Source organism: Enterococcus rotai (assembly GCF_001465345.1).
Lineage (GTDB): Bacteria > Bacillota > Bacilli > Lactobacillales > Enterococcaceae > Enterococcus_L > Enterococcus_L rotai.
In genome coordinates this window covers 731033-757950 of the sequence record NZ_CP013655.1, presented here as the reverse complement: position 1 = coordinate 757950, position 26918 = coordinate 731033, and the positions used below count along the sequence as shown (strand labels likewise).

General features: G+C 33.0%; 35 protein-coding genes and 1 pseudogene. 21 read left to right on the top strand and 15 right to left on the bottom strand.

Annotated features, from left to right (window positions below):
* Positions 1-93: 93 nt before the first annotated feature.
* From ATZ35_RS03650 to ATZ35_RS03605, 10 genes are all read left to right on the top strand, one after another.
* Positions 94-1773 carry an ABC transporter ATP-binding protein gene (locus ATZ35_RS03650; protein WP_244148204.1) on the top strand — a complete coding sequence of 560 codons (1680 nt, stop codon included), beginning with the start codon at positions 94-96 and terminating at the stop codon, positions 1771-1773.
* The gene (locus tag ATZ35_RS03645) at positions 1751-3040 is read left to right on the top strand and encodes a lanthionine synthetase C family protein (RefSeq protein WP_208929539.1); all 1290 of its coding nucleotides are present in this window, start codon (positions 1751-1753) and stop codon (positions 3038-3040) included. Before ATZ35_RS03650 ends, ATZ35_RS03645 begins: the two co-directional genes overlap by 23 nt.
* Before the next feature lie 105 nt (positions 3041-3145).
* A complete protein-coding gene (locus ATZ35_RS03640) occupies positions 3146-3322 on the top strand; it encodes a gallidermin/nisin family lantibiotic (protein ID WP_016249978.1) in 177 nt (58 codons plus the stop codon).
* 22 nt (positions 3323-3344) lie between these two features.
* The gene (locus ATZ35_RS03635; RefSeq protein WP_016249978.1) at positions 3345-3521 is read left to right on the top strand and encodes a gallidermin/nisin family lantibiotic; all 177 of its coding nucleotides are present in this window, start codon (positions 3345-3347) and stop codon (positions 3519-3521) included.
* Positions 3522-3544: 23 nt separating this feature from the next.
* Positions 3545-3721, top strand: coding sequence for a gallidermin/nisin family lantibiotic (locus ATZ35_RS03630; protein WP_016249978.1), 177 nt, complete (start codon positions 3545-3547; stop codon positions 3719-3721).
* A gap of 16 nt (positions 3722-3737) precedes the next feature.
* Complete coding sequence (locus ATZ35_RS03625) at positions 3738-3884, top strand: gallidermin/nisin family lantibiotic (RefSeq protein WP_016249977.1); 147 nt, start codon at positions 3738-3740, stop codon at positions 3882-3884.
* A 118-nt stretch (positions 3885-4002) separates the two neighbouring features.
* A complete protein-coding gene (locus ATZ35_RS03620) occupies positions 4003-4683 on the top strand; it encodes an ATP-binding cassette domain-containing protein (RefSeq protein WP_208929538.1) in 681 nt (226 codons plus the stop codon).
* Between the two features lie 4 nt (positions 4684-4687).
* The gene (locus ATZ35_RS03615) at positions 4688-5467 is read left to right on the top strand and encodes a lantibiotic immunity ABC transporter MutE/EpiE family permease subunit (protein WP_208929537.1); all 780 of its coding nucleotides are present in this window, start codon (positions 4688-4690) and stop codon (positions 5465-5467) included.
* A 121-nt stretch (positions 5468-5588) separates the two neighbouring features.
* The gene (locus ATZ35_RS03610) at positions 5589-6125 is read left to right on the top strand and encodes an ABC-2 family transporter permease (RefSeq protein ID WP_208929536.1); all 537 of its coding nucleotides are present in this window, start codon (positions 5589-5591) and stop codon (positions 6123-6125) included.
* Positions 6126-6150: 25 nt separating this feature from the next.
* A complete protein-coding gene (locus ATZ35_RS03605) occupies positions 6151-6588 on the top strand; it encodes a hypothetical protein (RefSeq protein WP_208929535.1) in 438 nt (145 codons plus the stop codon).
* Between the two features lie 379 nt (positions 6589-6967).
* Here the strand turns inward: ATZ35_RS03605 and ATZ35_RS03600 are convergent, their stop codons facing one another.
* Positions 6968-7549 carry a helix-turn-helix domain-containing protein gene (locus tag ATZ35_RS03600; protein ID WP_208929534.1) on the bottom strand — a complete coding sequence of 194 codons (582 nt, stop codon included), beginning with the start codon at positions 7547-7549 and terminating at the stop codon, positions 6968-6970.
* Positions 7550-7843: 294 nt separating this feature from the next.
* Here ATZ35_RS03600 and ATZ35_RS03595 point away from each other — a divergent pair, with 294 nt between their 5' ends.
* Complete coding sequence (locus ATZ35_RS03595) at positions 7844-8527, top strand: class I SAM-dependent methyltransferase (RefSeq protein WP_208929533.1); 684 nt, start codon at positions 7844-7846, stop codon at positions 8525-8527.
* 91 nt (positions 8528-8618) lie between these two features.
* On the opposite strand, the pseudogene ATZ35_RS16900 reads toward ATZ35_RS03595, so the two are convergent.
* The 4 genes and pseudogenes from ATZ35_RS16900 to ATZ35_RS03575 all read right to left on the bottom strand — a co-directional run.
* A pseudogene (locus ATZ35_RS16900) lies at positions 8619-8792 on the bottom strand (type II toxin-antitoxin system YafQ family toxin); the annotation flags it as partial.
* 100 nt (positions 8793-8892) lie between these two features.
* Positions 8893-9147, bottom strand: coding sequence for a type II toxin-antitoxin system RelB/DinJ family antitoxin (locus ATZ35_RS03585; protein WP_208929532.1), 255 nt, complete (start codon positions 9145-9147; stop codon positions 8893-8895).
* 343 nt (positions 9148-9490) lie between these two features.
* A complete protein-coding gene (locus ATZ35_RS03580) occupies positions 9491-9847 on the bottom strand; it encodes a VOC family protein (RefSeq protein WP_208929531.1) in 357 nt (118 codons plus the stop codon).
* Positions 9848-9911: 64 nt separating this feature from the next.
* Positions 9912-10685 (bottom strand): helix-turn-helix domain-containing protein, encoded by a 774-nt coding sequence (locus tag ATZ35_RS03575; RefSeq protein ID WP_208929530.1) that lies wholly within the window; start codon positions 10683-10685, stop codon positions 9912-9914.
* Between the two features lie 295 nt (positions 10686-10980).
* Here ATZ35_RS03575 and ATZ35_RS03570 point away from each other — a divergent pair, with 295 nt between their 5' ends.
* From ATZ35_RS03570 to ATZ35_RS03545, 6 genes are all read left to right on the top strand, one after another.
* Positions 10981-11247, top strand: a complete 267-nt coding sequence (locus ATZ35_RS03570; protein WP_069641118.1) for a DUF3130 family protein — start codon at positions 10981-10983, stop codon at positions 11245-11247.
* Between the two features lie 7 nt (positions 11248-11254).
* Complete coding sequence (locus ATZ35_RS03565) at positions 11255-11617, top strand: hypothetical protein (protein ID WP_208929529.1); 363 nt, start codon at positions 11255-11257, stop codon at positions 11615-11617.
* On the top strand, positions 11610-13064 hold the full coding sequence (locus ATZ35_RS03560) for a T7SS effector LXG polymorphic toxin (protein WP_208929528.1): 1455 nt from the start codon (positions 11610-11612) through the stop codon (positions 13062-13064). Before ATZ35_RS03565 ends, ATZ35_RS03560 begins: the two co-directional genes overlap by 8 nt.
* Positions 13065-13565, top strand: coding sequence for a hypothetical protein (locus tag ATZ35_RS03555; RefSeq protein WP_208929527.1), 501 nt, complete (start codon positions 13065-13067; stop codon positions 13563-13565).
* A 103-nt stretch (positions 13566-13668) separates the two neighbouring features.
* Positions 13669-14085 carry a hypothetical protein gene (locus tag ATZ35_RS03550; RefSeq protein WP_208929526.1) on the top strand — a complete coding sequence of 139 codons (417 nt, stop codon included), beginning with the start codon at positions 13669-13671 and terminating at the stop codon, positions 14083-14085.
* Positions 14086-14146: 61 nt separating this feature from the next.
* Positions 14147-14452 carry an immunity protein CdiI family protein gene (locus tag ATZ35_RS03545; RefSeq protein ID WP_208929525.1) on the top strand — a complete coding sequence of 102 codons (306 nt, stop codon included), beginning with the start codon at positions 14147-14149 and terminating at the stop codon, positions 14450-14452.
* A 235-nt stretch (positions 14453-14687) separates the two neighbouring features.
* On the opposite strand, the gene ATZ35_RS03540 is transcribed toward ATZ35_RS03545, so the two are convergent.
* Positions 14688-14915, bottom strand: a complete 228-nt coding sequence (locus ATZ35_RS03540; protein WP_208929524.1) for a hypothetical protein — start codon at positions 14913-14915, stop codon at positions 14688-14690.
* Between the two features lie 154 nt (positions 14916-15069).
* Here ATZ35_RS03540 and ATZ35_RS03535 point away from each other — a divergent pair, with 154 nt between their 5' ends.
* A complete protein-coding gene (locus ATZ35_RS03535) occupies positions 15070-15291 on the top strand; it encodes a helix-turn-helix domain-containing protein (RefSeq protein ID WP_208929523.1) in 222 nt (73 codons plus the stop codon).
* A 282-nt stretch (positions 15292-15573) separates the two neighbouring features.
* A complete protein-coding gene (locus tag ATZ35_RS03530; RefSeq protein WP_208929522.1) occupies positions 15574-15795 on the top strand; it encodes a helix-turn-helix domain-containing protein in 222 nt (73 codons plus the stop codon).
* 221 nt (positions 15796-16016) lie between these two features.
* On the opposite strand, the gene ATZ35_RS03525 is transcribed toward ATZ35_RS03530, so the two are convergent.
* The 9 genes from ATZ35_RS03525 to ATZ35_RS03485 form a co-directional block, all read right to left on the bottom strand.
* Positions 16017-16112: a type I toxin-antitoxin system Fst family toxin gene (locus tag ATZ35_RS03525; RefSeq protein ID WP_185365235.1), complete on the bottom strand. Its 96-nt coding sequence runs from the start codon at positions 16110-16112 to the stop codon at positions 16017-16019.
* A gap of 71 nt (positions 16113-16183) precedes the next feature.
* Positions 16184-17131, bottom strand: a complete 948-nt coding sequence (locus ATZ35_RS03520; protein ID WP_208929521.1) for a helix-turn-helix domain-containing protein — start codon at positions 17129-17131, stop codon at positions 16184-16186.
* A gap of 636 nt (positions 17132-17767) precedes the next feature.
* Positions 17768-18892, bottom strand: coding sequence for a YecA family protein (locus tag ATZ35_RS03515; protein WP_208929520.1), 1125 nt, complete (start codon positions 18890-18892; stop codon positions 17768-17770).
* Positions 18893-19082: 190 nt separating this feature from the next.
* Positions 19083-19952, bottom strand: a complete 870-nt coding sequence (locus ATZ35_RS03510) for a reverse transcriptase family protein (protein WP_208929519.1) — start codon at positions 19950-19952, stop codon at positions 19083-19085.
* Positions 19924-20271: a hypothetical protein gene (locus ATZ35_RS03505; protein ID WP_208929518.1), complete on the bottom strand. Its 348-nt coding sequence runs from the start codon at positions 20269-20271 to the stop codon at positions 19924-19926. The genes ATZ35_RS03510 and ATZ35_RS03505 overlap by 29 nt, the downstream gene beginning before the upstream one ends.
* 537 nt (positions 20272-20808) lie before the next feature.
* Positions 20809-22365 (bottom strand): glutamine-hydrolyzing GMP synthase, encoded by a 1557-nt coding sequence (guaA, locus tag ATZ35_RS03500; RefSeq protein ID WP_069654085.1) that lies wholly within the window; start codon positions 22363-22365, stop codon positions 20809-20811.
* 106 nt (positions 22366-22471) lie between these two features.
* The gene (gene coaA, locus ATZ35_RS03495; RefSeq protein ID WP_208929517.1) at positions 22472-23395 is read right to left on the bottom strand and encodes a type I pantothenate kinase; all 924 of its coding nucleotides are present in this window, start codon (positions 23393-23395) and stop codon (positions 22472-22474) included.
* Positions 23396-23501: 106 nt separating this feature from the next.
* Positions 23502-24593 carry a hypothetical protein gene (locus tag ATZ35_RS03490; protein ID WP_208929516.1) on the bottom strand — a complete coding sequence of 364 codons (1092 nt, stop codon included), beginning with the start codon at positions 24591-24593 and terminating at the stop codon, positions 23502-23504.
* A 2-nt stretch (positions 24594-24595) separates the two neighbouring features.
* On the bottom strand, positions 24596-25279 hold the full coding sequence (locus ATZ35_RS03485) for a YiiX/YebB-like N1pC/P60 family cysteine hydrolase (RefSeq protein ID WP_244148203.1): 684 nt from the start codon (positions 25277-25279) through the stop codon (positions 24596-24598).
* A 278-nt stretch (positions 25280-25557) separates the two neighbouring features.
* On the opposite strand from ATZ35_RS03485, the gene ATZ35_RS03480 reads away from it, so the two are divergent.
* Complete coding sequence (locus tag ATZ35_RS03480; RefSeq protein WP_208929515.1) at positions 25558-26148, top strand: GDSL-type esterase/lipase family protein; 591 nt, start codon at positions 25558-25560, stop codon at positions 26146-26148.
* A 10-nt stretch (positions 26149-26158) separates the two neighbouring features.
* A complete protein-coding gene (locus tag ATZ35_RS03475) occupies positions 26159-26764 on the top strand; it encodes a class I SAM-dependent methyltransferase (RefSeq protein ID WP_208929514.1) in 606 nt (201 codons plus the stop codon).
* Positions 26765-26918: the final 154 nt, after the last annotated feature.

Below are 26918 nucleotides of genomic sequence, written 5' to 3'. Positions count from 1 at the left end.
AAGAATCTATATTCCAATACAAAAAAGACTTTAAAACTTATCTATGATTTAGAAAAGAAAAATCTGATTGTTATTTTATTATTGAGTCTGTTAGTGTCAGTTGTACCATTACTTACAACATATTTATCACAAGAACTACTAAATAGTATAGTAGCTCATCAAGTACTTAATCGAGTGATGGTTTTGCTGATTGCGTTTGTTAGCTTTACAGTGGGGAGTGAGATAGTCGGACAAATTTCGGCTATCTTTGAACAAAAGCTGCAGGTGAATTTGGTGTACAAACTAAATAAAATCATTATGAATGCTTGTGGTGACATGAAATTAAAAGATTTTGAAAATTCAGAAACATATAATCAAATTGAACGTATCAATGGTCAAATAGCTTTTAAACCTTCTCAAAGTTTGGATATGACTATTAATTTGATGAAGACAATGATTACGTTGATTGGTTCAATTATTTTCTTATCAATGTGGAGTTGGAAAATGGCACTATTGCTAACATTAGTTCCATTGACTTCCATTTACTATTATATACAGATTGGTAAGCGGGAATTTAATATACAATATCAGCGTATGGAAGATGAACGTGAGTCTTGGTATTTAAATTATATATTAACTCATGATTTTTCATTTAAGGAAGTCAAGTTTTACGATTTGAAAGAGTATATCATAAATAAATTTTCCAGAATAAAAGAAAATTTTATCAAACAGGATATGGATCTCTTATATCAAAAATCGAAATTAAGTATTCTTTTTGAAGTGGGGGTTCAAATTATTGGGGCGATTGTGCTATTTGTAGCAATTACTGCTGCTTATTCTGGAACTATTTTGGTCGGAAATGTTGTAAGTATCATCAAAGTAACCTCGATGATTCAATCTAGTTCAAAAGGTGTGATGACGAGTATTTATGCTCTATATAACAATAATCTGTATATGGAAAAACTTTTCGAATTTATAGAAGAATTTGTTCAGGTTGAAAATGAAGAAGTCTTGATACCAGATAATACAGAGATCACAGATATTCATGATATTGAGTTTAAAAAGGTTTCTTATCACTACCCAGAGACACAAAGTTTAGCCTTGAAGAAAGTAGACTTGACGTTACATGCTGGGGAAAGAGTTGCTATTGTAGGACCGAATGGATCAGGAAAATCGACTCTGATTAAAGTCTTGACTAAACTTTATGAAAATTCAGAAGGAGAAATTTTAGTAGATGGAGTGCCACTTAGGGAAATTGAAGAAACTAGATATAAGCAACAATTGTCGGTGCTTTTTCAAGATTTTGTGAAATATGAATTACCTCTTCAAGAAAATATTGGCTTTGGTGATATTCAAAATATTTCAGATACAGAAATAATGAAAACGTGTATGCGTGAATTGAATATTGATTTTTTAGATGAAGAAGACTTAAATCAACAATTGGGAATTTGGTTTGAAAATGGAAGGCAGCTTTCCGGTGGACAATGGCAAAAGGTTGCACTTGCGAGATCATTCTTTAAGAAAGCATCCGTATATATATTGGATGAACCTAGTTCTGCTTTAGATCCAATTTCAGAAAAAGAAGTGTTTGATTCTTTTTATGAAAAAACAAAAGGAAAGATTGGAATATTTATTTCGCATAGAATTTTAGCAGCACAAAATGCGGATAAGATTATCGTAATGGATAAAGGAGAAATTGTTGATATAGGTACACATGCACATTTAATGAAGAATTGTCGACTATATCAAGAGATGGAAAGGGCTGAATCATATGAAGAATACTTTGCAGCTTAAAACAAAATTTGATTTAAAAAAATGCGCTGAAAATCATGCGGATCATCACAAAATTGATGAACTCATCAATTCGGAAGAGAACATTGTGATTATTGATGGGACTAAATACTCAAATTGGCACCCGTTAGCATTAAGCCATGGATTTCCTTCTCTGTGTTTATTATTTGGAGAGCTATCTAGTCTTTTTCCAAAAGAATCGTGGGAAGAATACGGTCATAACTATTTACAACAGATTGTTTTATCAATAAAAACGTATGGTATCAAAAATCCATCGATGTTTTCGGGAATTTCTGGAATATTACTTGGAATTGACGGTCTTGATCCCGATCACTTGAAATATCCCAAATTAAAAGGAAACTTGAAAAAAGTTTTATTACGATCCGTAGAGGAAAAACTAAATTTACTTGCAGATAAAGAAGTCGAAATGACGGACTACGATATTATTGAAGGCCTGTCAGGAACAAGTCTCTACTTATTGACACAAGACGATGATGAAAGTTTACACTGGCTCACTAGAATATTAAACTATTTGGTTAGCCTAACAGATGAACGGTTTGGATATCCTAATTTTCATATTAGTTCTCGTAATCAATTTACTGAAGAAGAAGCAAAACTATATCCTGATGGAAATTTTAATTTAGGTATGGCACATGGTATTGCAGGGATTCTATTAGTTCTGAGTAAAAGTATGCTAAAAGGGATCACTGTGCCAGGGCAAGCTATAGCGATAGAGTATATTGTTGATTTTCTAATAAAAAATAGTATAGTGAAAAATCAAAAAATTATTTGGCCAGCAATGTTGACGTTAGAAAATTATTTAACAAATACTAAAACAGATGTTGTGGAAAATCGTGATGCTTGGTGTTATGGTACTCCAGGAGTTGCAGTTGCGTTACTGTATGCAGGAAAAGCATTAGAAAGGGAAGATATTATCGATTTTTCAAGTCAATCAATTAGAAGTATTTATTCCAAAGAAGAAGGATTGTTTTCAGCAACTATTTGTCATGGCTATAGCGGATTATTGAATACGTTATTGACGTTTAAAAAGGAACTTGGAACGTCAGATTTTGATGAGTATATCAAAGTGGTTAAAGAAGAGATACTTCGTTTTTATGATGAGAAGAATCATTTTGGCTTTACCAGTATTGAATTTGGAAAGTCAGTAACAGATATTGGTTTATTGGGTGGGAGTTCAGGTGTGTTGCTTACGTTATTAAGGGAGCGATATGGAAATAGAAGTTCTTGGATTGAAGCATTAGGTTATTAGCAGTTTTGAATAAAAAACGAGCTGTTGAGACGTTTTCATTCAAAATGAACGATCCACCTTATAATTAAGGTGTAATAAAAATTAAGAAAAAAGGAGGAAACAGAAATGACACAATTTGATGATTTTGATTTAGACGTAGCACAAACAACAAACGGGGTAAAACCAGAACCACGGATTACAAGTAAAAGTTTATGTACCCCCGGATGTGTAACAGGAGTATTGATGGGCTGTGCATTAAAAACGATCACATGTAATTGTTCAGTAGGTATTGGGAAAAAATAAAAAATAAGAGGAGGAAACAGAAATGACACAATTTGATGATTTTGATTTAGACGTAGCGCAAACAACGAACGGGGTAAAACCAGAACCACGGATTACAAGTAAAAGTTTATGTACCCCCGGATGTGTAACAGGAGTATTGATGGGCTGTGCATTAAAAACGATCACATGTAACTGTTCAGTAGGTATTGGGAAAAAATAAAAAAATAAGAGGAGGAAACAGAAATGACACAATTTGATGATTTTGATTTAGACGTAGCACAAACAACAAACGGGGTAAAACCAGAACCACGGATTACAAGTAAAAGTTTATGTACCCCCGGATGTGTAACAGGAGTATTGATGGGCTGTGCATTAAAAACGATCACATGTAACTGTTCAGTTGGTATTGGGAAAAAATAAAAGGAGAACAGCTAGAATGACACAATTTGATGATTTTGATTTAGATGTAGCACAAACAATAAACGGAGTAAAACCAGAACCAAGAATCACAAGTGTTAGTTTATGTACTATGGGATGTCAAGGAAGTAAACTTCAAACAGTAATCTGTAATTGGGTAAAATAAGCAAAGAACCTAATGTTCAGATGATGAGGTGAGCCAAAATGATGGAGAAGGTATTAAAATATTTTTTCTCGCTAGTAATAGTGATTACTGGTGAGAAAATCTTATAGGAGGTTATCACATGAGTATCGCGCTAGAAGTAGCTAACATAAAGAAAAGCTACAAAAAAAATGTTATTTTAAATGGCGTTTCCCTAAATGTTGAAAAAAATACAATCTATGGACTCTTAGGATTGAATGGTGCTGGAAAATCAACTTTATTGAAAATTATTTCTCAGATTATTTCTTTTGATGGAGGAAGGATTGATTTTTTAGGAATAGACAGTGATTCTATTGGTTTTTTAATAGAACAGCCAGCTGTGTATGGGAACTTAACCGCTCGTGAAAATTTGAAGGTTCAAACGCTACGGTATAATTTATCTGAGCAAAAAATTTCAGAAGTTTTAGTAACAGTTGGGTTGATTGATGATTCAAAAAAAGTAAAAGATTACTCCGTTGGAATGAAACAGCGTTTGGGTATTGCATTAGCTATCTTAAATGATCCTCAATTGCTTATACTAGATGAACCAACAAACGGATTGGATCCTGTAGGCGTAATTGAGTTTAGAGATTTACTTCAGCAGCTAAAAAAAATGGGCATGACGATTATTGTATCGAGCCATAGCTTAACAGAAATTCAGCATGTAGCGGACAAAGTTGGAATTATTAAAAATGGCGTTATTCAATACGAAGAAACGATTGAAAATATAAAGGATTTAGAGAATACATTCTTGAAAGTACTAGCCAATGAAGGAGGTATATAGAATTATGTTTAGATATGTTCAGTCTGAATGGTTAAAAACAAAATCATTAGGAATCATGAGACAAAATTTATTATTCTTATTTTTTGCTGGGATCATCACGATAGGGTTCTCTTTTACATCGTTGAATAACAATGCTGTTGCAAGTTTATTTAATTGGTTGAGCTTTCTACTTATCAATCTGTTAATCCCTATTATAGTCCATACTATTTACAACCATGAAAAACGATCAACTGATTTTAAAAATTTGCAAATACCTAAAAATAATAGAAGTTATGAATGGTTTTCAAAAATGCTTGTGATTACATTTTATTATGCTAGCTTTTTAATTTTATTTAGTGGACTAGCATTGGGTATCAATCTATTATTTCCTTATACTTCAGGAGTTGTTATTTGTTTATCAACAATGCTGATTTTTGTGACAAGTTTGTGGCAGGTTCCATTTGTTTTATTTTTAGAAAGAAAAAGCAATTTTCTAATTACACTAATCATAAATTTTATTTTTGGAACACTTTTGACTGTGTTTTTTGGGGATGGTGACCTGTACAAAGTAATTCCGTGGACTTGGCCTAGTAGAGCAATCATGCCAACTCTAAATGTAAGTATTAGCGGTTCAATTATCGATCAGAATGATCCAATGATAGTGAGTACAAATAGTAGTTATTTGGTTATCGCAGCAGTGATATTGGGAATTGTACTGAGCTTGCTTTTTATAGATAGAAAGGGTGTTAAGCATGAAAAAAAGTATCCAACTAATGAGGGCAGAAAATTTTTTACTAAAGCATGATAGTCTATTTAACATAAGTCTTGTATTCCCAACGCTCTTAACGATTCTTATAAATAGTTATTTTTACTACAGAGGTCTTACTTTTTATGAATCATTACGGTATTTTACTGAAGTCTATTTTATGTGCTTACCACTATTTGTTAGTCTTTCAGTCAGTTTTTCGATGAAAGGAGAAGAGGCTATTGACTATCAATATCTATTATCCAACGTTTTTTCTAAGAAGAAAAAGTTAGTGACTAAGTCTGTTGCTATCATTATCAAACTTTTTATATCAGCTTTAATTTCTATTATTCCTTTATTTTTGTTGAATGTAATTCTTGGTGAATTGCAGATTATGGTTTACTTGGTTTTATTGTTATCTATTTTGTTGAGTATTTCAGCCTATGTCCAAATTTTTCTCTTTTCAACGATTTATTTGAACAGCACAGCAACGATTATGTTTGGCGGGTTATCCTTATTGATCACAGCAATCGCCTCAATGATCATTGGCAATTACTTATTCTTAGCGATTCCTTGGGTTTGGGGGACTAGCTTGGTGGGATTATTATTGCAGGGAGCAAATTTTAAAAGTTTAGCTATTTTAATCGTATTATGTACGGGAGTATGTCTATTTTTAACATATATCAGTATCACTTTAATAGAAAAAAAAGAATGTTAAACAGCCGGAAAAGAGGTTTTGTATTATGGTAGCTGTGATGAAGCCGTTAGCGAAAATTGAATTTACTTTTTTAGAAAAACAAAAGGATGTTCAAAATTGGGATAATACTTTTTATGAGTTATTTTCAATGTTTCATGAAATGGAGTCGCAATTCTCTCCACCAAATTCAGATGTGAATGATCGGTTTATTATGTTGACAAGTACCAACATATACGTAAAAAAGTATCAAGAAAAAAAAATTCAAGTGTATCATAATATGAGTGGGAAATATAAAAATATCGCACAGCTTTACTTGTTTTCAGCCTATGAAAGAGAAGAAACTAGCTTACTTATTCAGCTGATCGAAGAGATCCAAAGCCACTTAGAAAATAGCGACAAAAAGTATACCATTCAAAATGAGAGACACACGTCTCTAGATTTATTTTCTGACGCAAAACCATATTTATCATTAGAAATTACATAAATCTAATCAAAAAGACAAGTTCATATATTGTTTTTTGTTGTATAGCTAAGAAATAAAGTAAGAGGGAAGCTCCTCGTGCTCATTGGTTAAAATCCAATTACCATATTCTAAAAAATAGTAAGTTAATTTAAAGAGAATTATTGTGAATACAAGGTGTATATATGGGATTGTATATAAAATTGAATGAAAAGTTCTAGCAAGAAAAAAAACTTGTTTGTGCTTTTTTTGTTCAATTTTGTTAATTTAGACGGCCAATAAGGTGTGGGACAGAAGCATTTATTTCCGAAGGAGTTGCTTCTGATCCCACCGTTTATCCGGATATGACTCACAGAGTTATGTCTCAGTCACGTTGTCCTTTCTATAAATTTTCTAAAGCATATTACGAAAGCCAAACCCATAGAAACGAACTAATCGCAGCAAGTACACCAGCTACTAATGAAAAGCCCAAAACGATTTTTGTTTTATTCCAGCGATCCCTTTTTTTATCTCGTTTGGCTCTGGCGGCTTCAAGATCTTCCCCATCTATAAAAGCAACAATTTCACTATAGGTTTGAACATCTCTTTCCTTTTTGATTTTCTCGATTTTTAAAGCTGCAATCATAGAAATTCCCCAAAGAACAAAAGAAATACCCAATCCGTACCAATCCCAAAGTAACATAACAGGACCAATAGATAGAACTGTTAGGACAATAAATACAATCATAACCCAAGAGAGTCGATTCATTTTTTCCGCTTCGATGTGTTGATTGTTTTTCATAATTGCTACATCTCCTTTGACTAATTCATCTAAAGTGACATCAAAAAGAGTGCTTAATGCAATCAAATTATGAATATCAGGATAAGTATGATCGTTCTCCCATTTAGAAATTGTTTGCCGTGTGACATAGATTTTTTCTGCAAGTTCTTCTTGAGAGTAACCATCTCTTTCACGATAAAGTTTTAATTGCTTATTAAAGTTCATTTTGCTGTCTCCTTTGAGTCTAAGATAATATAGAAGGGGATATTTTGTCTGTCTATTAGAGTGTACTTTACTAGAAATATAGGTGTATACAGGTGTTTACATAGATGCAAACGTTGATATAACAGGATTTTCAGAAATAAGATCCAAGTCAATAAGTAACGGTTCAAAAATAATTATGGCACAGCTTATCAATTAATTACAGCAAAAATAAAGAATTTGAGGCAAGTACGAGTAGCTAATAGGATATACTTATAGTACATAGCAAATGGAAATCTAAAGAAAAAGGGGAAGAATATGGCAGATTGGAATACACTATTTTATGATCAAAAAAACATAGAATTAGCACCTGAACCTGAAGCCGCTAAATTCATAGAACTCTTAGCAAAAGAATTTCCAAATCAGCAAGAGCAACGGGTTTGGGATCTAGGTTGCGGTGGAGGACGTCACAGTGTGGTGATGGGGAAAATGGGCTGTGAGGTTTTTATTAGCGATAATTCTAGTAAAGCAATAGAACTGACAACGAAAAAATTAGAAGAGAATCACATTGACTATGTTGAAGCCTTGACCTCGATGGAAAACTATCCGTGGAGCAAGAAAGAGTTCTTGCATGGTGTTTTTAGTTGGGCGGTGCTTCAGCATAATACTTTGGATAAAATAATTGAAGCGATTGATTGCATTTACGATTCGCTTATAACAGGTGGCTATTTTTTAGGGACGATCAAATCGACAAAAGCGGATTTGTATGGCAAGGGAGAAGAAATCGAAAAAGATACATTTGTATTAGAGGTGGGAATAGAAGAAGGCGTGCCTCACCATTATTTTGACGAAGATGGAATCAAGCAGCTTTTTCCTGATGATAAGTGGGAAATGATCATTCTTGCGGAGCAAGTCGTGAATTATATTGAAAAAGCTGAGGAATTTTGGTCATTTAATCCATTTAGATACACTACGTGGTGTGTACTTGTGAAAAAGCGATAGAGAGTTATAGGGATTAAAGTGTTACTATAACTGATTTTTCTTGGTCTTAATAGATAAAAACAGTACCCTTTGGAAACTCAAAAGGTACTGCTTAAGTATTTCTGAAAACCTGATCATGTGAACCTGTTGCAAGTAACCATAATTCTAAACAGTCATTATCAATTCTATAAACAAGTAACCAATCATTTTCAATATGCAATTCTCGTAATCCTTTTTTATTTCCTTTTAAGGCGTGGTCTTTATATTTATGCACCAGTTGTTCAGTATCTTGACTAAGTAACTAGTCAAGAACCACTTCGAATTTATTCATATCATAATGTTTTTTCTTTAAAGCTTTGTAGTTCCGTTCAAATGTGGGAGCTGTTTTAATCTTCATTGTTTAACTCTTTCATTAGCTCTTGTTTATTATTAAACGTCTTGTAATGACCACTTTCAATTTCTTTCAGTGCTTGAGATAGATCATCTTGACCTAGAGAAAGTGTGAATGGAATCGCTTGTTCCTTAACAACCTTAGTTAAATAAATTTTGATTCCTGTAGAGAGATCCATGCCAATTTCATTAAAAAACTTAGCAGATTCTTCCTTTAACTCATCGTCTATTCGTAAGTTTAACTGTGCCATATTCTCATCCCCTTCCTTGTAATGATCATATCATTTTGTATATACGTTGTAAAGCGTTGTGTTTCGTTGCGAGTGGATGTGTATTAACTTTTTTAGTGAATATAGGTAGTTATCAACCAAGTAAAACGAATAATGATACGCTACCCATCAAATGGATTAACAGTTAAGTATAGAGAAAAGGTAAAAATGACAGTGATAAAAAATGAACGTATTTCATATAACATAGAGAATCAAGTCAAGGTTATATTTTACGCCACTTAAGCATTATTTCTAAAATAAAAAAACGACGAATCATCTATCCGTCGTTTTAGCGTTATATTCATTATATAAGCACTATTTATATCTATTCTTGAGGGTATAACCATAAGAAAGATAATTTATTGCCATCTGGATCAGAGAAATCAACGTATCGAAGGACACCTGGTACATCCTCAATCACTTCATCAGTTATTACTCCAAGTGTTTTTAAACGTTCAAAGTCTGCGTCTAAATCTTCCACTTCAAAACGTAAACCGTTCTCTGAAACATTAATTTTTTCTTCATATAGTTGAATCCAAACAGAACCAATTTGATATTCAATAATACCTTCAACAGGGGTGATTTTCTCGTCACTCATAAGAAGTTTTTCATACCAATTTGCAGCTTCCTCCAAATTACTTACTGGTAAACCTATAGTGACACTCTTTACATTTAAACTCATAACTATTTCCTCCATTCCATCAACTTACGACTAGTTTATCATTTCACGGTCGAATAATATTATTCTAGATTGTGTTCTTTAAACGAGAGATCAAAAGTTTTCCCACATTCACTAATATTGGTGGGTCTTCTGGTATCGGTTCTCTCAGTTTAATCGTGTAATGATTGCCAGAACAGTTTGGGAAAGATAGACGCTCATCTTCTTTCCCTCTCAAGCTGTTGCCTAAGTTAAAGTAAGATAGAACATTAGTGGAACGGCTTATGCCACAAGCTAATAAATAATAGTCTCCATTTGGAATATTTTTCAATGGATTTCCGATTAAATTTTTAGTCGCTAATCCAGATATAGGCATATGATTCGGGATAAGTGTCCGGAAAAGTCCAATAAATAGGATCCCCATCTCAAATCCAGCCGGTACTTCAATCGTTACGGTGCAAAAAGACTGACTCTTTTCTTCAAAATGCGCTATCGACTGATCCTTATCATCCGTTTCAAACCGTTTCATATCATCAAAAAGTTCACTCATTTTCGTTTTGTACTCTTTAGGTGAACTACCTGTATATTTTTTAAACGTATTCGTGAAACTACCGCTGCTTTCAAAACCTGAACGCTCTTGTAGGTCGAGTATTCGCTTTTCTTCATCAAGTTCAAAGATCGCCTTTTCAACTTTTAAACTAGAGAGAAATTCAGCAATACTGAATCCATTTATCTCTTTAAATTTCCGACTAAAGTGATGTTTATCATAACCAAAGTGAACGGCAATGTCCTCACTGGTCATTTTTCTACTAACAGCTTCTTCTGAAATGAAAGAAAGAATTTCAGGCATTTTGGTTTTCATTTTTGTTCCTCCTTCTCAGAGCGCTATTTTCTAAAAGTCTTATCAATAAATAAGCTATATCAATTACTTATTTTGCACGAAAAGAAAGAGTTTTTCAATAAAATTTAAACGATTCAATGGTTTATCAAAAAGTTACAAGTACACTGAATAAGTTGATAAAGTTTATAGTTTTCAATATGGTATTCTTATCTTACATAATATTTTTAAAACTAATTATATGGTTGGGCAATTTAGTTAAAAAGATGACTATTATGTAGAGGATAAAATCAACTAATCGATCAAAGGAGACATTCAGATGGCAGATAAAATCAGTACTGATGCAGCAACCGTAAATTCCTTAACAAGTAAATTTACAAGCAGCCTCTCATCCCTATCATTCAAACCGAAACAAGCAAGTAGCATGAGTTTTTCTGAAAGTAGCGCCGCTAGTGCAATGAAAAGCAGTGTTTCTTCGCTTAGTACCATCGTGTCAACGTTTAAAAGCAACGCGTCTAAAGACATTGGAAACTTACAAAAAATACATCAAGCCATCAAACAGGCTGAAAAAAATGCAGTAAAGTAGGTGCTTTATGGAAGAAAAACAACTACAGGTGAAAATCGAAGAATATGAAGGTCGAAAAATAGAGTTAAAGAAAAAAGATACTGAAAGTGATTTTCTACTCAATGATCTACAACGTGTTTACCAACAACAAGCAGAGATATTAGAAGAATTTCTCTATTACAGCAAAGGAACAGAAGCAGAACGTTCAGCTAGAATAGATTTAGAAATGCTAGAAGATGAACGAACAGAAGCGTTCAGAACCTTTGATGCGGGCAAAGAAGAGTTAACAGAATTAGTAAGTGAAACAGAACGTAAAAAAATCCAAGCAGAAGACGACCTCCTATGGCTGCAAAAAAAGCAACAAGCACAAAAGGAGGAGGAAGATGCCTAAATTTAGATATACTGAATGGCAAAATGTTGCCAGTGAAGTGCAAAATTTACGTTTAACTGTATTAGATCAACTAAATTCCTTTAAAGAGGCGCAACAAGCGTTTCAAAGTGCAGGGAAATTATCTGGTACAGGGTGGGATTCTACTAAAAGTTATTTTGATGCCTACTCAGAAGTATCAACCACAGTGGGCAATGCCTTAAATACCCTTGATGATGCAATCACCTCTTATTTGAGCGCCTTTACCTCAGAAGTTGGACCAGCAGAAAATGATCTAGATACCGCAAAAATGGAAGGGCTAAAAGCTGAGTTACGTCGTTTACAAGCAGAAAATGATGTGATCATGGAAGCTTTGGCAAAAGCCTTTGAAGATGTGCCATTTGTGAATCAATTTTTTAATAAACAAAGCATGCTGGGAACCGCCAAGAAAATTGAAATTCTCGAAAAATATAGCGCCTTTGAAGCAGCGCATGGCAGTGATTTCTCAGACGTCCAAACAGTTATTGCTTCGATTGCCGAAGGATTAGCCTTCCTAGGCAGTGCTGGGAATTTTTCAGGCGGTAAAGATGGTTATAAAACCATTGATTTTAAAAATCAAAAATGGTATAAAGCACTAAAGGACTTTAACAAGGCACAGCCGAAAGACCGAATCGATGTGGTCATCAAAGAATTATCGAATGGCGTCGAATATCAGATTTATCGCAATGGAAAATTGGATGTTCAGAAAACAAAAGAGTTACATGAACTGTTTCGTGTTCATAATGTTGAATTGTTTAAAGAGTATGGACCAGAGATTTTTAAAATCCTTACCAATATTGATGATATTGAGATCCTGCTTGCGAAAGATTCTACGACGATGCAACGCTCATCTTCAGGTGTTTTCTTGTTATTAGCTGTGTTACCGATTGATCGAGTGAAAGATATTTTGAAGTCAGCTAAGTTGCTGAGAAATGGTGATTATTCGCTGGATGCGATTAAGTTGACTGCTAAAGAGTGGGAAGCGTTGAAAGAGTTTGAGAAGTCGGCAGGGGTTGTTAAGACGGTTGATAGAGGGAAAGATGTTGGGAAAGTTAGTGGGGTTGGAAACCTAAAAAGTCCAGAGCTAGGAAATAAACTTGATTACTTGTTTGGAAAAGCTAAAGGAAATAAGCATAACATCCAAAGATCACAAACTATGCAAAGTGAGTTAAGTAAGATTGGAATTTATGATACACCGAATAGCAGAGAATTCCTAAATAATCATTTAAAAGATGCTATTAATGATTCTTCCAATATTTTAAAAACAGAAACAAGAAGCTATGTGGCTAAAGAGTTACCAGGTCTGCCAACCGTAAATTATACAACTACTGTAAGAGAAAGCTTTTTAAAAGGTCCAAGTGGGGGCGTAAAAATAGAATCTGTTTGGGATGGAGACAGATTACTAACAATAATTGTTAAAGGTGGGAAATAAATGGATTCTTGGGAAATAGAGTATTATGAGTCAGCAATTGAATTAGAGAAAAACTTAGGTAAGAATTCTTTCTTATTCAGTGAAGAAGTGTCTGAAAGTAACAAGTTTATAAAATTTAGTAACAATTTATCTGAGGTAGGATTTATTTATTATGATATTGGTTTGGAACCACAAATAAAATTATTACCTCAATCAAATAAGGTGTTTTTAGGGATAAATAGTATTTTTGCGTGTATAGACTATACTACTAAATCTGTGCTGTTTGAAGAAAAACTACCTTCCGTATTATATGATATATTAATAGATTCTGATTCAAACTATATTATATATGTTTGTGAGTTAGATATATTTGTTTATAAAAACGATGGTTCTTTTCTATGGAAAATGGGATTTAGAGATATAATTGAAGAATATTATTTAGAGGGAAATGATTCTATTAGTATTGAGTGTAGTGATGGAGACAATACAACGTTTTCTTTAGTTTCAGGGAAAGTGAGATAAAAAAGTATTCTATCAGTGGAGGGAGTAAAAAGATAGATACTAACGGATGTCGTTTCGCCATATAGAGAAATATTTTGACTAACTATGGTCCAATGGAGAAAATATGAGCAACATTAAAATAGGAAAAAATTGGGAAGATTCAAGTTTATTAGAAATAAAAGTTAGCGCTAAATCGAAATATATTTCAGCTTATCAATTATGCTATATTGAGAATACAGACTTAGAAATTATTGGAAACAGAATTAAGGAATTTTCTTTTAAATTTAATGATAGTTGTTATGTAGAGTTTGGAAAAAAAGAAGGAGATTTCACGCCAGCTTTTTCGCTGAATTTTTCTCCAGCAGATGCAACAGGAAAAATAGAAATAGAAGTAGACATGGAAATAGATGATAACGATGAACGTAAACATAGATGCTGTTTTTATCTATACAGTGAAATTGGTCTTATAGAGCAATTTGCTAATGGATTGATTCAGATGTCTACACAAAATAATATAGAAGAAATAAATTTAAATATTTAAGGAAAAATAGAAATGAATCAATCAGTTTAGTTAATGTACCATTTAATTTAGGCGTACAGCTATGAAAAAAATAAAACTATATTTGGAGTATCAATGTTTTCCTATATGGATATATGAAGATGGGCATTTTCTATATAACGATATACCTAAAGAGTTAGTGGAAGATAAGGAATTAGAAAGAAAATTAGTTTCCTTACAGGAAAAATATAATAACCTATTTATTGATACAGATATTAGTTTCAAGTACATTGGGTTTAACTCAGATATAGAAAAAGAATTGTTTCTTGATGAGGTTAATCAAATAACAAAGTATCTACAAGAAGCACTTGGAGAAGAATATGCAATAGAGAATGAGATTAAAATCTAATTTATATAGTAGTAGTGAGCTCTAGGGGATTTCCTCTAGGCTTTTTTGCGTTGCGCTGGTTACTAGAGAAAAATAATAATCGGTCTAAATATCGTGAATATTCTCATTCTACTGCTGATATGTAATCAAAAAAACAAGTAGCCGGTTATCCAACTACTTGTTTGAATCTATCGTTCATCAGTATCAGTTCGGCTAATACTGATGAACTTTAAAATCCCATTTTGCGGCTAGGATTTTAAATCAAAGTGTTTTTCAGTTTTTCTTTGGTTTTAAGTTTTTGTGTTTCTTGAGTTATTGTTTTTAGTATTCTTTCATGCTCATAAAAGAGATTATCGGGAATAGAGTGATTATGGATGTTGTTTTTTAGTGAACTGAATGTTTCGTGCCAGTTCTTTAATTGTTGGATTGAATGATTTAGTTTATGTAGATCTTGATAGGTGATCATTTTTACTGGGTGAGCCATGTTGAACCTCCTAAGTTATAACTTTATTTTTCAAAGAAAAAAATTTGTCTCATTTCCTAACTCCATTAATTTCGGGTGTTTGCCTATATCAGCAAAGGGTTTGAACTCATTATATATTATCATGCCTATATAAGCAATAGAGGGGGAGCATTTTATGAAAGAAAAAGTATTGGAAATAAAAATTCACGATTTGATAAATAGGCATAATATTTCTTTGAGCGAGCTTTCTAGATTATCTGATATAGAAGTAGCAAGATTGAGTGAACTAGCTAACGGTAAAAGACAAAGAATACAAATTAATCATTTAATTAGAATTGCAGAAGCTTTGGATATAGATGACATTGGCGAGATTATTCAATTAAAGAATATTGAGTAAGTTATCGAACTTATAGATATTTATAATGTCATAATAGGCCTAACTTCATTTCTTGGTATATGATTTTGTTGATACTCGAGGAACTTACAAAATAGCAATTGGAATTATTCAAAGATTTTAACTTTTCTTTTTTTATTAATTGATCAAATTGTGTTTCTAAAAACGGTCAATACAGTTTGAAAAATCAGTCATGAATACACCGAAAATTGAGATAAAGATTAGTAATCTCTCTCTCAATTTTTTTGTCTAGTAGTAATTTTCTGTTAACTGTGGGGAACTAAGATGTATAAAAGAATAGGTGATCTAAGAGAAGATAATGATTTAACTCAAAATGAGAGAACTGCCGAAGCCTTGTATGTCAGCCAAAGAGTTTATAGCAACTACGAATGTGGCGATGTAAGTATTCCTGTAAAATCTCTTATTAAATTAGTAAAGTACGACAACACAAGTACTGATTATATTCTTGGGTTGCCTGATATAAAAAATACTTATCCTACAAAGTAGATAGAAGGTAAGAAAATAAAGCTTAGTGCCCTTTTGATTCTATTAAATTAGACTGCTTTCTATAGCCAATATTTGCTTTTTTGATGTATTTTTGGTACTATGATTGTGCGAAGCGATATTAATTTTTACCAATGGAACACAAAAACCACTCTACTGTGAATAGAGTGGTTTTTTTTACATTCGTTGCGACTTCGAATGTGCGGGTTAGAAGCAACTTGCTTTTAGTCATTGTCTTTCTCATCTAACCAGTGAGAAAAAAGTTTAATAACAATACCTACAAAAATAGGCGCAATGACTAGCGATATTAATTTTTCCATTGGAACCACCCCCCTTTGGGGGCAAGTTGCCGAGACTAGTATAGCATAGAGAAACGCTAAAAGAAATGCTGTTATAGCCATTCCCATTGCCGCTTAATATCTTTTTCGAGTTTTTCTTTTGGGATAATTTCAGAATTTAATGGTTTGATAAATTTTTTTGTATCATGATTAAAATATATATTTTTCTCTGAAAATATAGAAATACGTTTTTGTTCTTTTTCAAAAAAGGTTAGATGGTTTAAACAGTCTACATAATTGTTTATCTTCTCTTTTTCATATTTTCTTTTTTGTTGGGAATCATTATAGCTATGTTCTATGTAACCTAATTGCTTAATGATCGATGTTTTAATTAATTCATTTTCTCTATTAGAATATTTGTATTTATTTATCAGTAAATTTAAATCTTTTAAATTTACTTTTCGGGGCTCTAATTGCATTTTTAAATTTTTATCAAAATAAGAATTGATGTTTATAACAATTTGGGTGAATCCTAAAGTTAACGCATAATGTTCTAGTTGGATAATGAAATCTTTATAAAAATCATAGAAATCATCAAAATGAAAATTTTCACTTTTCCTATATAAATCGAAATCTGTTATTTCAAATGTTAGTCCGTATAAACTAGTATTAATTCGCATATTTCCTGAAAAAGAAAACTTTTTAAAATAGTTTTTGGAATAAATATTTAAACACTGCTTTGATGAATAAGGATGGTATTTGCATGAAATATGAAGATTTTTAGAAAATAGAGATTCTAGTAGATTCAAGTTTTTTTGATTAAAACCTCTATTTGGTAGTAATGCTTGCAAGCATTCTTCACGAGTATATATTGTCCCAAATTCGTTAAAAGGCATGTCAAAATATTCTAATAGCTCAGTCAATACATTAACTGAAATATCATGAAATTCATTGTTTTTAATTTTACTAATGGCTTGACGAGATATTGAAGTTTCTTTTGCCAACCTGTGATTACTGATATTTCTTTCTAACATTAATTCTTTAAGTTTATTTTTATACATGTCTATCACCTCGAATTGAGTTTATCAAAAAAGTAAACAATTTTAAATGGTAACTTGAGTAGGCAAAACATTAAAAAATTGATTAAATAGTTATGATTTCTTATTCTTTATTATTGGAAAGAGTAATATTATCTTAGAGAATTTAAACATATGGCTGAGTATGGTTCCAATAAAAGTTGAACGTTCAAATATCGAAGATGATGATTTACATTCTAAGATGAAATTTATATTCGTTGTAAAATGGTTATAATAAATATAAAAGGACCGTAAAACCTTTCAATATCAAAAGGTTCACGGTCTTTTTAATTATTCCTACTCTAATCTATTTGCAGAGCTAAAAAACAAGAAAGTGATAGTTTTAATTTTTCATCATATTTATTGAATCACATCTAGGACTACAAAAAGAGACTATATAAAAATTATAACTCATTCAAGATTCAGTTTCATATGTTCGATTGAAATTTGTAGTACAGAGCATGTTTCTACAAAAAATTGTTACTTCACTAAATGGATTTTTCTCAGTTCGTCAATAAGAGACATTAATTGAGCTAAAAAGATTGGCTTATAATTAATCTATCGAGAAAAAGAGGATTAAATATGATAAAAAAATATAGTGTCAATTTCCAACAGTGTATATTATAGTTTGTATTTAAATAAATCTAATTTAAATGTGCTCATCATGCTTTTGAATCTCAATTCTTGATTTGGGCTAACACATCCTAAAAAAGCAGTTGAAATTAGTTCTTTTTCACTACTAGTTAATATTTTATCAACTAGTAGTGGAGAAAAATAGACGTTTTCACTGTATTCTGCTAAACAATAAGTTAAGAAAGAGAAAATCTTTTTATCATCTTTGCAAGAATTTAAAGATTTGATGAAATTCTCATAGCATTCATCTTCTTTAAATCTGGAAATTATAATAATAGTTTCAGTTTCTTTTGGTATTACAGATAAATAGATACTTGGAACAAATACGGATTCATCATAATTATAAATATCTGCAGCAGCCTTTCCCTCTATATCAACACATACAGCAATAGCTGTTGTAGCTGTAAATGCAACCTTGAAAGGTAGAACTTTAACAAAACTTTCTAATTTATCAAAATCATGAGATTCAAAGATACATTTAAAACGATTATAATCAACTTCCATATCTCTTATAGTTAATTCGTTTCCTCTATAATTATTCGATAATTGTTTGTTTCTTGTGGCTTCAGGTGATTTCTTAAAAAAAGAAGAATAACTTTTTTTAAGTCTGTATTTTCTGTGAGCTTCAAAACAATGTGCTCTGAAAGCGAACCAATAATTTTGTTCAGAATTTCCCTCAAAAGGAACATCCTCTATTATTTTGAAGTATTCTTCGTCATGATATTTACAAAAACCATTAAAGACACTTGCTTGCTTTTTTCCAATTTTCTTAAATTCTAATTTCGGAGTTAAAGAATTTACTTGATAGTTTATCTCTAACATATAGACATGATTTTCAGCAGCAATTAGATTTAAGACACCATTATTCTGCAAAGAATGAGCACCTATATAACCGTGATTACAATTAGTATCAAATCCAAAGCAAGTTTTGAAATCGGTTTCTTTGAAATGCTTATGAGCTTCTGAATTGAGTCTTTTTGCATTATAGTTTTGATTATTATTAGACATAACTTTACTTTTAGCGAAGCAACAAAATTTGTATTTTTTCCCGCTTTCACAAGGGCAAGGCTCATAGGGCTTAAACACATAAGGTGTAATTGTGTATGGGTTCATACTTTTCCTCATTTCATATTAATGATATATACTTTTATTGTACATTGAAAATTTTTTTAAACAAATCTTGTAATGATAGTATCAAGAATAGAAAGCATTAAAATAATAACAAGTAGAAAAGACACTGATAGCTTGGAAACCTACAAAGTTTTTGCTATCAAATGATACTCTTTTCAGTAGTCTATAGCTTCTATAAGAGTTTCTTTATTTCTTTCACTTTATTTGAATAAAAAGATAAATCTCTTTCACTATGACCACTTTGTTTATCAATAGATTTCATGGAAGCTATGCAGCCTTGAACTTTATTGCAAAGTGTAATAATGGTTTCTTTATCAATTTGGGTTTCTGAAAAAATACTTTTCATTAGTAAGTCAAAGTTTTGAATCATCTGTAATTGTATTTTACCTGGTATTTCAAGTCCATCAGGTAATACAATAACTCCAGTAAGTTTACTACCGCGATTGAATAATGCTCGTGTTTTATTTTCATTTACTTTCAAATTGTAGGAAGAAATTATTTTTTTGATTTGTCGTAATACAGATTTATCAATGTACTTGTTTGATGACAAAGTTAAATCATCATAATAACATGAATAATTAAGGTTATTCAAACTAGCTATTTTTGCAATTTTGCTAAACATATCAATATAAGAAAAAAGGCTAATTAGTGGACTGGTGGGATAACCTTGAGGAATAAATCTATTTTTTGATGAGCTAAATTTTTCAGTTACAATAAGAGTTAAAATTTTTGCAACATCTGTAGACATGGCTAACTTATTTTTGAAAAAATTATAGACATAAAAATCATTTGTAGAAGGAAAAAAGTCTTTTATATCAATCAATAAGAGAGAACTTTGTGATCTATGGACTTTTGCATTGTCAATATAGCTTCTTTCTTTAATCCCACCGTATGCATAGGAAGGAGCTTCTATTTGCTGCAAATAATGGTTAATTCGGTTGAGTACTTTTCGTTGAGTTATATCTGGGTTAAAAAAGGTTCTCGTTTTTTCATTTTTAGTTTTTGTAAAGGAGTCAGCACAAAAAAGAGGTTCTATATTCATTAGAACCTTTTGATCTATTTTTAATATGTAGGACAAATGTTTTTTTGTAGTTATTCCATATAATTTTGTAGTTGTATAATCCATAAGTAGTACGCTCTTTCAAATAATAGAGATTAGAATAAAGTGTTTCAATTAAGTCAGTAATGACTAACACTATAAAATCAGAAAACTTCAAAATAGTGAGTGAAAGAGCTACTCCTCCTTTCAGAAGTGTATAACCTTTTATTATTTTCAAAAACAATTTAAAGGCACGTTGGTATTTTTCTGATTTTCTGCGCTCTATACGAGTTTTAAAGGTCTTTTTAGATCGTTTATCCATAAAAGAATCCTCCTTCCTTATATATTAGGATGGTAAACATCCCCCCTGCTTACTATAAGGAATTATCAGAAATAGAGAGCTTATTCTAATCTCCGCTAAAAAACCCTGTTTTTGTTATAACACGCCCTATAGGGTACCAGTTTATTGCTACTAAACAATATCATACTTCTATCGCAAATTACTGTATAGGAGAACACGTATTAAAGAAATAACGCATACATATGAACATGAATACGCTTGGCAAAAATAGCTATGGGTTTCAAATTACATACGTTGAATAATTAATATCCAACAAAAAAATTCAGGGAAATTCTGATTGAATCTCGTGCATTAATTATATCAAATTTTTGATTTAATAACAATATTTGAGTAAATGACTAATTTCAATAAAATATTTTCTCTCACAACAAAAAATCCCACCAAAATTCTTGGCGGAATTTTGGCGGGAAACTATATCAATTCATTACATTTCGATCCATTTTATAATCTGTCAAATCCTGTTAAATAAACGTTTACACATCAAGTGATATATTTACTTTACTCCCACTCAACAGTAGCAGGTGGCTTACTCGTAATATCATAAACAATCCGATTCACATGATCCACTTCATTCACGATTCTCACAGAAATCTTCTGCAACACATCCCAAGGAATTCTAGCAAAGTCCGCTGTCATCCCATCAATCGAAGTTACTGCACGAATACCCACAGTATAATCATACGTACGACCATCACCCATAACACCCACACTACGGATGCCAGGTAACACAGTAAAGTACTGCCAAATATCACGATCTAAACCAGCATTGGCGATCTCTTCACGTAAAATCGCATCAGAATCACGCACGATTTCTAATTTTTCTTCAGTAATTTCACCAAGCACACGAATCCCTAAACCAGGACCAGGGAATGGTTGGCGCCAAACTAACGCTTCTGGCATGCCTAATTCGATACCTAATGCACGAACTTCATCTTTAAATAACGTATTCAACGGTTCAATCAATTCAAATTGCATATCTTCCGGCAATCCGCCCACGTTATGGTGAGATTTGATCGTTTGCGCTGTTTCAGTTCCGCTTTCTACGATATCTGTATAAAGAGTTCCTTGTGCTAGGAAGTCGATGCCATCAAGTTTTGTCGCTTCATCATCGAAAAGATAAACGAATTCGTTCCCAATGATTTTACGTTTTTTCTCTGGATCAGAAACACCAGCTAATTTATCTAAGAAACGATCTTTCGCATCTACTTTAATGATGTTTAAGCCAAATTTCCCACCTAAACTATCCATTACTTGTTCTGCTTCACCTTTGCGCAATAAACCATGATCTACAAAGATACATGTCAATTGGTCGCCGATGGCTTTTTGTAACAGCACACCAACAACGCTTGAATCTACGCCGCCTGAAAGGCCAAGAAGGACTTTTTTATCGCCGACTTGTTCGCGGATTTTGTTGATTTCCATTTCGATGAAGTTGCCCATTGTCCAGTCGCCTTCGCAATGACAAATATCAAACGTAAAGTGACGCAATAAGTCGTTACCATATTCAGAATGACGTACTTCTGGATGGAATTGCACACCGTAAAGGTTGCGGTCTGTATTTTGAACTGCTGCAAACGGACAATCTGCGCTAGTTGCCACCGTTTCAAAGCTATCAGGGATAGCAGCGACTAGGTCACCATGACTCATCCAAGCGATTTGTTTTTCAGGTGTTCCTTTAAAAATAGGTGAATCAGGAATCAAAAGTGATAGCTCTGACTTACCATATTCACGGTTACCAGCAGGCTCAACTTTTCCGCCTAAATTATGCATCATCAGTTGCATACCGTAACAAATCCCTAGAATTGGAATGCCTAATTCATAAATTTCAGGATCGATACTAAACGCATTTTCATCATAAACACTATTTGGGCCACCAGAGAAAATAATTCCCTTTGGTGCCATTTCGCGAATTTCATCCGCTGTGATTCGGTGGCTCAATAATTCTGAGAACACGCCAAATTCACGAATACGTCGAGTAATCAATTGGTTATATTGACTACCAAAGTCTAAAACAATAATTTTTTCGACAGTTGTCAAATCGGCAACATTGGTCACATTTATTACCCCTATCCATTTAGATTTATCTAATAAAAGGTCAAAAAGAAATTTTTGACCTTTTTAGAATCAAGTTAAGTGTTGTTTTGAGATCTAGCTTCACGAATTAATACTTCCGCATAAATATCTCATCAATAATATGATTTTCAGTCTTATGAAGTATAATATCCGCTCTGCCTCGAGTTGGCAAGATATATTCCTCTAAGTTTTTCAAGTTCACCGTTTTCCAAACTTCTTTTGCCATCGCAAAGGCATCGTCACGATTTCCGATCGCATATTGATAATAATAGTTATCTGGATCAAGAAAGGCCGTATCGAGTAAGGCGCCAAATCGTTCAAGGTACCATTTTTCGATCAGCTTCGGTTCTGCATCTACAAAGACTGAAAAGTCAAAGAAGTCGCTGACGTAAATCTGCTGATTGGCTGGTAATTGCAGTGTATTGATTCCTTCAACGATCAGAATATCTGGTTGTTGGATTACTTCATATTCGCCTTCAATAATATCATAGACACTATGAGAATAAAGTGGTGCTTTGATTTCTTCTTGGCTATTTTTGACTTGGTTTAAAAAATCGATCAACTTTTCCATGTCATAGCTTTCTGGAAATCCCTTCCGATCCATAATGCCTTTGGCTTCTAAAACCTTATTCGGATACAAAAAGCCGTCCGTCGTGATCAGTTGGACATTGCGGCGTTTAAAGGTTCTGGATAAAATCAGCTGCAGTAAGCGAGCGGTGGTACTTTTCCCAACAGCCACACTACCAGCGATCCCGATGATAAAAGGCGGAACAGGCACATATTCATGCAAAAACAGCCCTTTGCTAACAGTTAAAGACTCAAATTCTTTCATATATAAATGAATCAGATGGGTCAGTGGCACGTAAATGTCCTGCACATCCTGCAATGAAATTTGATCATTAAAGCCTTTGATATCTTCTAATTCTTCTTCTGTCAGCGGCGCTTTGCCGTTATGATAGAAGCCCTGCCATTCCTTCCGCGAAATGGGGTAATAATTCATTTTATCGTCCATCGGTTCCTCCACCAAAGCCAACATTTATTTCTGTGCTTATTATAGCATCTTTCATAAAACAACAAAACCCTACTGAGTGGTTAAAGTAGAGTTTTGGTGTGTATTCTTATTTATTCATAATCAAAGCACTTGTATCTTCAAAGTCATAAGCTGATAAGTCTAGTTTGATCGGTGTATTCGTTTTAGGATCATATTTGGTGAGTTGATCATCGAACATAAAATAGTAATAACCACTATCCTGAGTGAAAAATGGAGGATTTATATGTTTTTCTTGTTCCAACTTTTCGTATTCAGGGAAATGAATGAACGATTCTGTTTGGTCTTTCAAGTTATAAACGGTCCATGTATAGCTTTTTACATAGAGCTCATAGTGACGAATGATTAGGTTTTCGTTTGGCTCGTCTACATATATTTCCATCGGATAAGGATAAGTCAAAGTGAGATACGCTTTATTTTTTGTTGCTAGGTCATATACAAGTACACGATTTGCTTCTCCTGGTTCACCAGTTGCACTCACACTAGTATTGGCTTCTGTAATATAAAGTTTATTTTGAAAATGAACCATTCTCATGTATGCACTTGTTTCATCACCTAAATTTGTTTCTTCGATCACTTCAAATTCCTTTGTCATTTTCACTAACATATTTTTGCTTGATCCGTCATCAGGGTTAGTGTAGCCACATAAAACGTAGAGATACTCTCCTAGAGGGATCAACTGATTGGTTAGGATACTTTCTTTTTTGCGGAGTTCCTTTTTCAACTGTAGTTTCAGGTTCTTATCATATTTATAAAATTCAGTTCGATCACTAAAACAGGCGGTAGTATAAAAAAATTCTCCGTCTACATTTGAAGTATAGGCATCATTTCCTTCTGCTTTGACAAGGTCAATGGATAAGTCACGACCAATTTTTGCTAAGGATACTTCAAGTTTGGGATTTTCAGAGGTTTTTGTGTAGTAATGATCATCCATTTTCCAAAAATTATTACGCCAAAAATTTAGATTTCCATCTGTTCGTTTAAGTTGTTCCACTTTTTCTAGTTTATCGTCTTTTTCAAGAAAGGTTGTGATGTTTTTTGAATCAATAATAGCTAGATCATACTCTTCTGTTTTTAGTGCAGTTGTCTTTTGGCATCCGCCAAGCGTAAGTAAGAAAAATAGGGAGGTTAGCCCTATTTTTCTTAAAACATTTTTATTCATATTTATTTCTTCCTATAAATCAAAGTTGTTTTGTCTGTTTGGTGAAGTTCAAACGGATGTACAGCAGATGCATAGCGCCATGTGTCTAAGTCAACGTTAGCTGTGTCTTTATATGCTGCCCAAACTAGCTGAGAGCAATAGAAAGTACTTCTGGTACCTCTATTCAAAAAATTGTTATTGTATTTTTTTCCAACCTGTTTTTCTGCCCATAAGGCAGCTTTTTTATCTTGTGCAACTGATGTACTTTTTACGCCAACTTGCCATACTTGACCGCCGAAACGAGAAGGCCAATCACCGCTTTTAAATTGTACTCCGTCATTAGGGTTGGCTTCAACTGTTGTATACCAGCGACTAGCACCCATGATTCCCGCATGACCGTTATTAAAAAGGGGACTAGAAGCATATGAATCTGTTATACAAATGACACCGTCGCGCCATGACCATGATCCTGCTCTAGCGCGTCCAACAGCCTTTGGATCTATTTCAACTGGAGCGTTATTTGCTTCATTTTTCATATCCTCTTCCCATTGTTCGCTTTCTGGAAAAATCGAATTCAAATCATTTAAATTATTCACTTCTGAAGTTGTACTGATTTCAGAATCTTCAACTGCAAGGACTTGTGTAGCAGAAAAAATGTGTGTAGAAAGTATAACGGTACCAACAAATAACCAATTTCTTTTTTTCATATCTTAACCACCTATTATATTTTTTACTAATCGCGAATTAGTTGAATTTGATTATATAATAATGTGAATGTTATGTCAAATCAATTAGTTGTTTTTAATTTGTTTTTTGTCTGAAATACAAACCTTTAAGGTCTGTTTTTTTATTCTACTAAACATAAATAGAATTAAGAATTCTCATTTAAAGTGGAACTACTCTGAAATAATTCTTTGCCTCGGCAAAACAGCCTTTTCAATGGTATGATAAATAAAGAAAACAAGTTGAGAAAGGAAAATACCTAATGAAAAAAATTGTTTTATTTGGAGATAGTATCACAGCAGGATATGGCGAAGAAGTCATCACGCCGATTTTACAAAATCTGATCACAGAAGATCTGGCGGCTCAACATTATGAAGAAGTGATGATCGTAAATGCTGGGATGCCAGGAGATACCACGCAAGACGCAATGAAACGTTTAGAAAAAGAAGTCTTAGTAGAAAAAGCTGATATCGTAACGATCTTTTTCGGGGCGAATGACACGAATAGTGACAATCTAGTGCCTTTAGAAAAATATGCAGAAAACATCGAAGCAATGATCGCTAAAATTGGCAAAGAAAAAGTCATTTTACTCACACCGCCCTATGTAGATTGTGCTAGAAAACCAACGCGAGATGATGACCGGATTCGTGAATATGTAGAACGAGTAAAAGTAATCGGGGCGAGATACGAAATTCCTGTCATCGATGTATATAAAGCAATGGTGGTTTACCCTGGCACAGATGAATTTTTACAAGCAGATGGACTACATTTTTCTAGAACGGGTTATGACTTACTCGCTGCCTTGATTGTTCGAGAAATAAAAGGTAGACTGATGACAAAAGAAAATAGTTAGGAAGAAGAAAATGAATAATCATTATTATACAGAAAATCCAGATTTGCCTCATGATTTAGAGCAGTGGTCGTTTGAATTAAGAGGGAAGAAGTTTCAGTTTTTAACCGATAGTGGTGTGTTTTCCCGTAATACAGTGGACTTTGGTTCCCGTGTGTTGATCGATGCTTTTGAGTGGGAAAATCTTCCAGAAGGCAAGTTGCTAGATGTCGGTTGCGGTTACGGCCCAATTGGCTTAACATTGGCTTCGTTAAGTGGCAGAACGGTAGAAATGATCGATGTTAATCAGCGAGCGGTGGCTTTAGCGCAAGAAAATGCGAAGAAAAATCATGTTGAAAATGTCGATATCCACACATCAAATATCTACGCTGATACCCATGAACAGCAATACGCTGCAATCATTAGCAATCCGCCGATTCGAGCGGGGAAAAAAGTGGTGCATGAAATTTTAAGTGAAGCGTATCCTAGACTACTTGTCGATGGAACATTAACTGTCGTGATCCAAAAGAAACAAGGTGCGCCAAGTGCTGAGAAAAAAATGACTGAAGTCTTTGGCAATGTGGAAATCGTGACAAAAGACAAAGGCTACTATATTTTGAAAAGCGTAAAAGAAGCATGAAACCTGTTTAATAGTAAAAGAAAGAGTAGAGGAAGGCTAAGCTAGCTTTCCTCTACTAAAGAGACTGAGGTAGATGTAATACCCCAAAAAAGATAGTTTTTTTAGGGGCATTATATCTTATTCAGTCTTTTTTTATTGATTTTAGATGAGTTCT

What these genes read in the sequence shown, in the direction of transcription:
- ATZ35_RS03645 (WP_208929539.1), top strand. Translation starts at nt 1,751, where the DNA reads ATGAAGAATACTTTGCAGCTTAAAACAAAATTTGATTTAAAAAAATGC.
- ATZ35_RS03640 (WP_016249978.1), top strand. Translation starts at nt 3,146, where the DNA reads ATGACACAATTTGATGATTTTGATTTAGACGTAGCACAAACAACAAAC.
- ATZ35_RS03635 (WP_016249978.1), top strand. Translation starts at nt 3,345, where the DNA reads ATGACACAATTTGATGATTTTGATTTAGACGTAGCGCAAACAACGAAC.
- ATZ35_RS03630 (WP_016249978.1), top strand. Translation starts at nt 3,545, where the DNA reads ATGACACAATTTGATGATTTTGATTTAGACGTAGCACAAACAACAAAC.
- ATZ35_RS03625 (WP_016249977.1), top strand. Translation starts at nt 3,738, where the DNA reads ATGACACAATTTGATGATTTTGATTTAGATGTAGCACAAACAATAAAC.
- ATZ35_RS03620 (WP_208929538.1), top strand. Translation starts at nt 4,003, where the DNA reads ATGAGTATCGCGCTAGAAGTAGCTAACATAAAGAAAAGCTACAAAAAA.
- ATZ35_RS03615 (WP_208929537.1), top strand. Translation starts at nt 4,688, where the DNA reads ATGTTTAGATATGTTCAGTCTGAATGGTTAAAAACAAAATCATTAGGA.
- ATZ35_RS03610 (WP_208929536.1), top strand. Translation starts at nt 5,589, where the DNA reads ATGTGCTTACCACTATTTGTTAGTCTTTCAGTCAGTTTTTCGATGAAA.
- ATZ35_RS03605 (WP_208929535.1), top strand. Translation starts at nt 6,151, where the DNA reads ATGGTAGCTGTGATGAAGCCGTTAGCGAAAATTGAATTTACTTTTTTA.
- ATZ35_RS03600 (WP_208929534.1), bottom strand. Translation starts at nt 7,549, where the DNA reads ATGAACTTTAATAAGCAATTAAAACTTTATCGTGAAAGAGATGGTTAC.
- ATZ35_RS03595 (WP_208929533.1), top strand. Translation starts at nt 7,844, where the DNA reads ATGGCAGATTGGAATACACTATTTTATGATCAAAAAAACATAGAATTA.
- ATZ35_RS03585 (WP_208929532.1), bottom strand. Translation starts at nt 9,147, where the DNA reads ATGGCACAGTTAAACTTACGAATAGACGATGAGTTAAAGGAAGAATCT.
- ATZ35_RS03580 (WP_208929531.1), bottom strand. Translation starts at nt 9,847, where the DNA reads ATGAGTTTAAATGTAAAGAGTGTCACTATAGGTTTACCAGTAAGTAAT.
- ATZ35_RS03575 (WP_208929530.1), bottom strand. Translation starts at nt 10,685, where the DNA reads ATGAAAACCAAAATGCCTGAAATTCTTTCTTTCATTTCAGAAGAAGCT.
- ATZ35_RS03570 (WP_069641118.1), top strand. Translation starts at nt 10,981, where the DNA reads ATGGCAGATAAAATCAGTACTGATGCAGCAACCGTAAATTCCTTAACA.
- ATZ35_RS03565 (WP_208929529.1), top strand. Translation starts at nt 11,255, where the DNA reads ATGGAAGAAAAACAACTACAGGTGAAAATCGAAGAATATGAAGGTCGA.
- ATZ35_RS03560 (WP_208929528.1), top strand. Translation starts at nt 11,610, where the DNA reads ATGCCTAAATTTAGATATACTGAATGGCAAAATGTTGCCAGTGAAGTG.
- ATZ35_RS03555 (WP_208929527.1), top strand. Translation starts at nt 13,065, where the DNA reads ATGGATTCTTGGGAAATAGAGTATTATGAGTCAGCAATTGAATTAGAG.
- ATZ35_RS03550 (WP_208929526.1), top strand. Translation starts at nt 13,669, where the DNA reads ATGAGCAACATTAAAATAGGAAAAAATTGGGAAGATTCAAGTTTATTA.
- ATZ35_RS03545 (WP_208929525.1), top strand. Translation starts at nt 14,147, where the DNA reads ATGAAAAAAATAAAACTATATTTGGAGTATCAATGTTTTCCTATATGG.
- ATZ35_RS03540 (WP_208929524.1), bottom strand. Translation starts at nt 14,915, where the DNA reads ATGGCTCACCCAGTAAAAATGATCACCTATCAAGATCTACATAAACTA.
- ATZ35_RS03535 (WP_208929523.1), top strand. Translation starts at nt 15,070, where the DNA reads ATGAAAGAAAAAGTATTGGAAATAAAAATTCACGATTTGATAAATAGG.
- ATZ35_RS03530 (WP_208929522.1), top strand. Translation starts at nt 15,574, where the DNA reads ATGTATAAAAGAATAGGTGATCTAAGAGAAGATAATGATTTAACTCAA.
- ATZ35_RS03525 (WP_185365235.1), bottom strand. Translation starts at nt 16,112, where the DNA reads ATGGAAAAATTAATATCGCTAGTCATTGCGCCTATTTTTGTAGGTATT.
- ATZ35_RS03520 (WP_208929521.1), bottom strand. Translation starts at nt 17,131, where the DNA reads ATGTATAAAAATAAACTTAAAGAATTAATGTTAGAAAGAAATATCAGT.
- ATZ35_RS03515 (WP_208929520.1), bottom strand. Translation starts at nt 18,892, where the DNA reads ATGAACCCATACACAATTACACCTTATGTGTTTAAGCCCTATGAGCCT.
- ATZ35_RS03510 (WP_208929519.1), bottom strand. Translation starts at nt 19,952, where the DNA reads ATGAATATAGAACCTCTTTTTTGTGCTGACTCCTTTACAAAAACTAAA.
- ATZ35_RS03505 (WP_208929518.1), bottom strand. Translation starts at nt 20,271, where the DNA reads ATGGATAAACGATCTAAAAAGACCTTTAAAACTCGTATAGAGCGCAGA.
- coaA (WP_208929517.1), bottom strand. Translation starts at nt 23,395, where the DNA reads ATGGACGATAAAATGAATTATTACCCCATTTCGCGGAAGGAATGGCAG.
- ATZ35_RS03490 (WP_208929516.1), bottom strand. Translation starts at nt 24,593, where the DNA reads ATGAATAAAAATGTTTTAAGAAAAATAGGGCTAACCTCCCTATTTTTC.
- ATZ35_RS03485 (WP_244148203.1), bottom strand. Translation starts at nt 25,279, where the DNA reads ATGAAAAAAAGAAATTGGTTATTTGTTGGTACCGTTATACTTTCTACA.
- ATZ35_RS03480 (WP_208929515.1), top strand. Translation starts at nt 25,558, where the DNA reads ATGAAAAAAATTGTTTTATTTGGAGATAGTATCACAGCAGGATATGGC.
- ATZ35_RS03475 (WP_208929514.1), top strand. Translation starts at nt 26,159, where the DNA reads ATGAATAATCATTATTATACAGAAAATCCAGATTTGCCTCATGATTTA.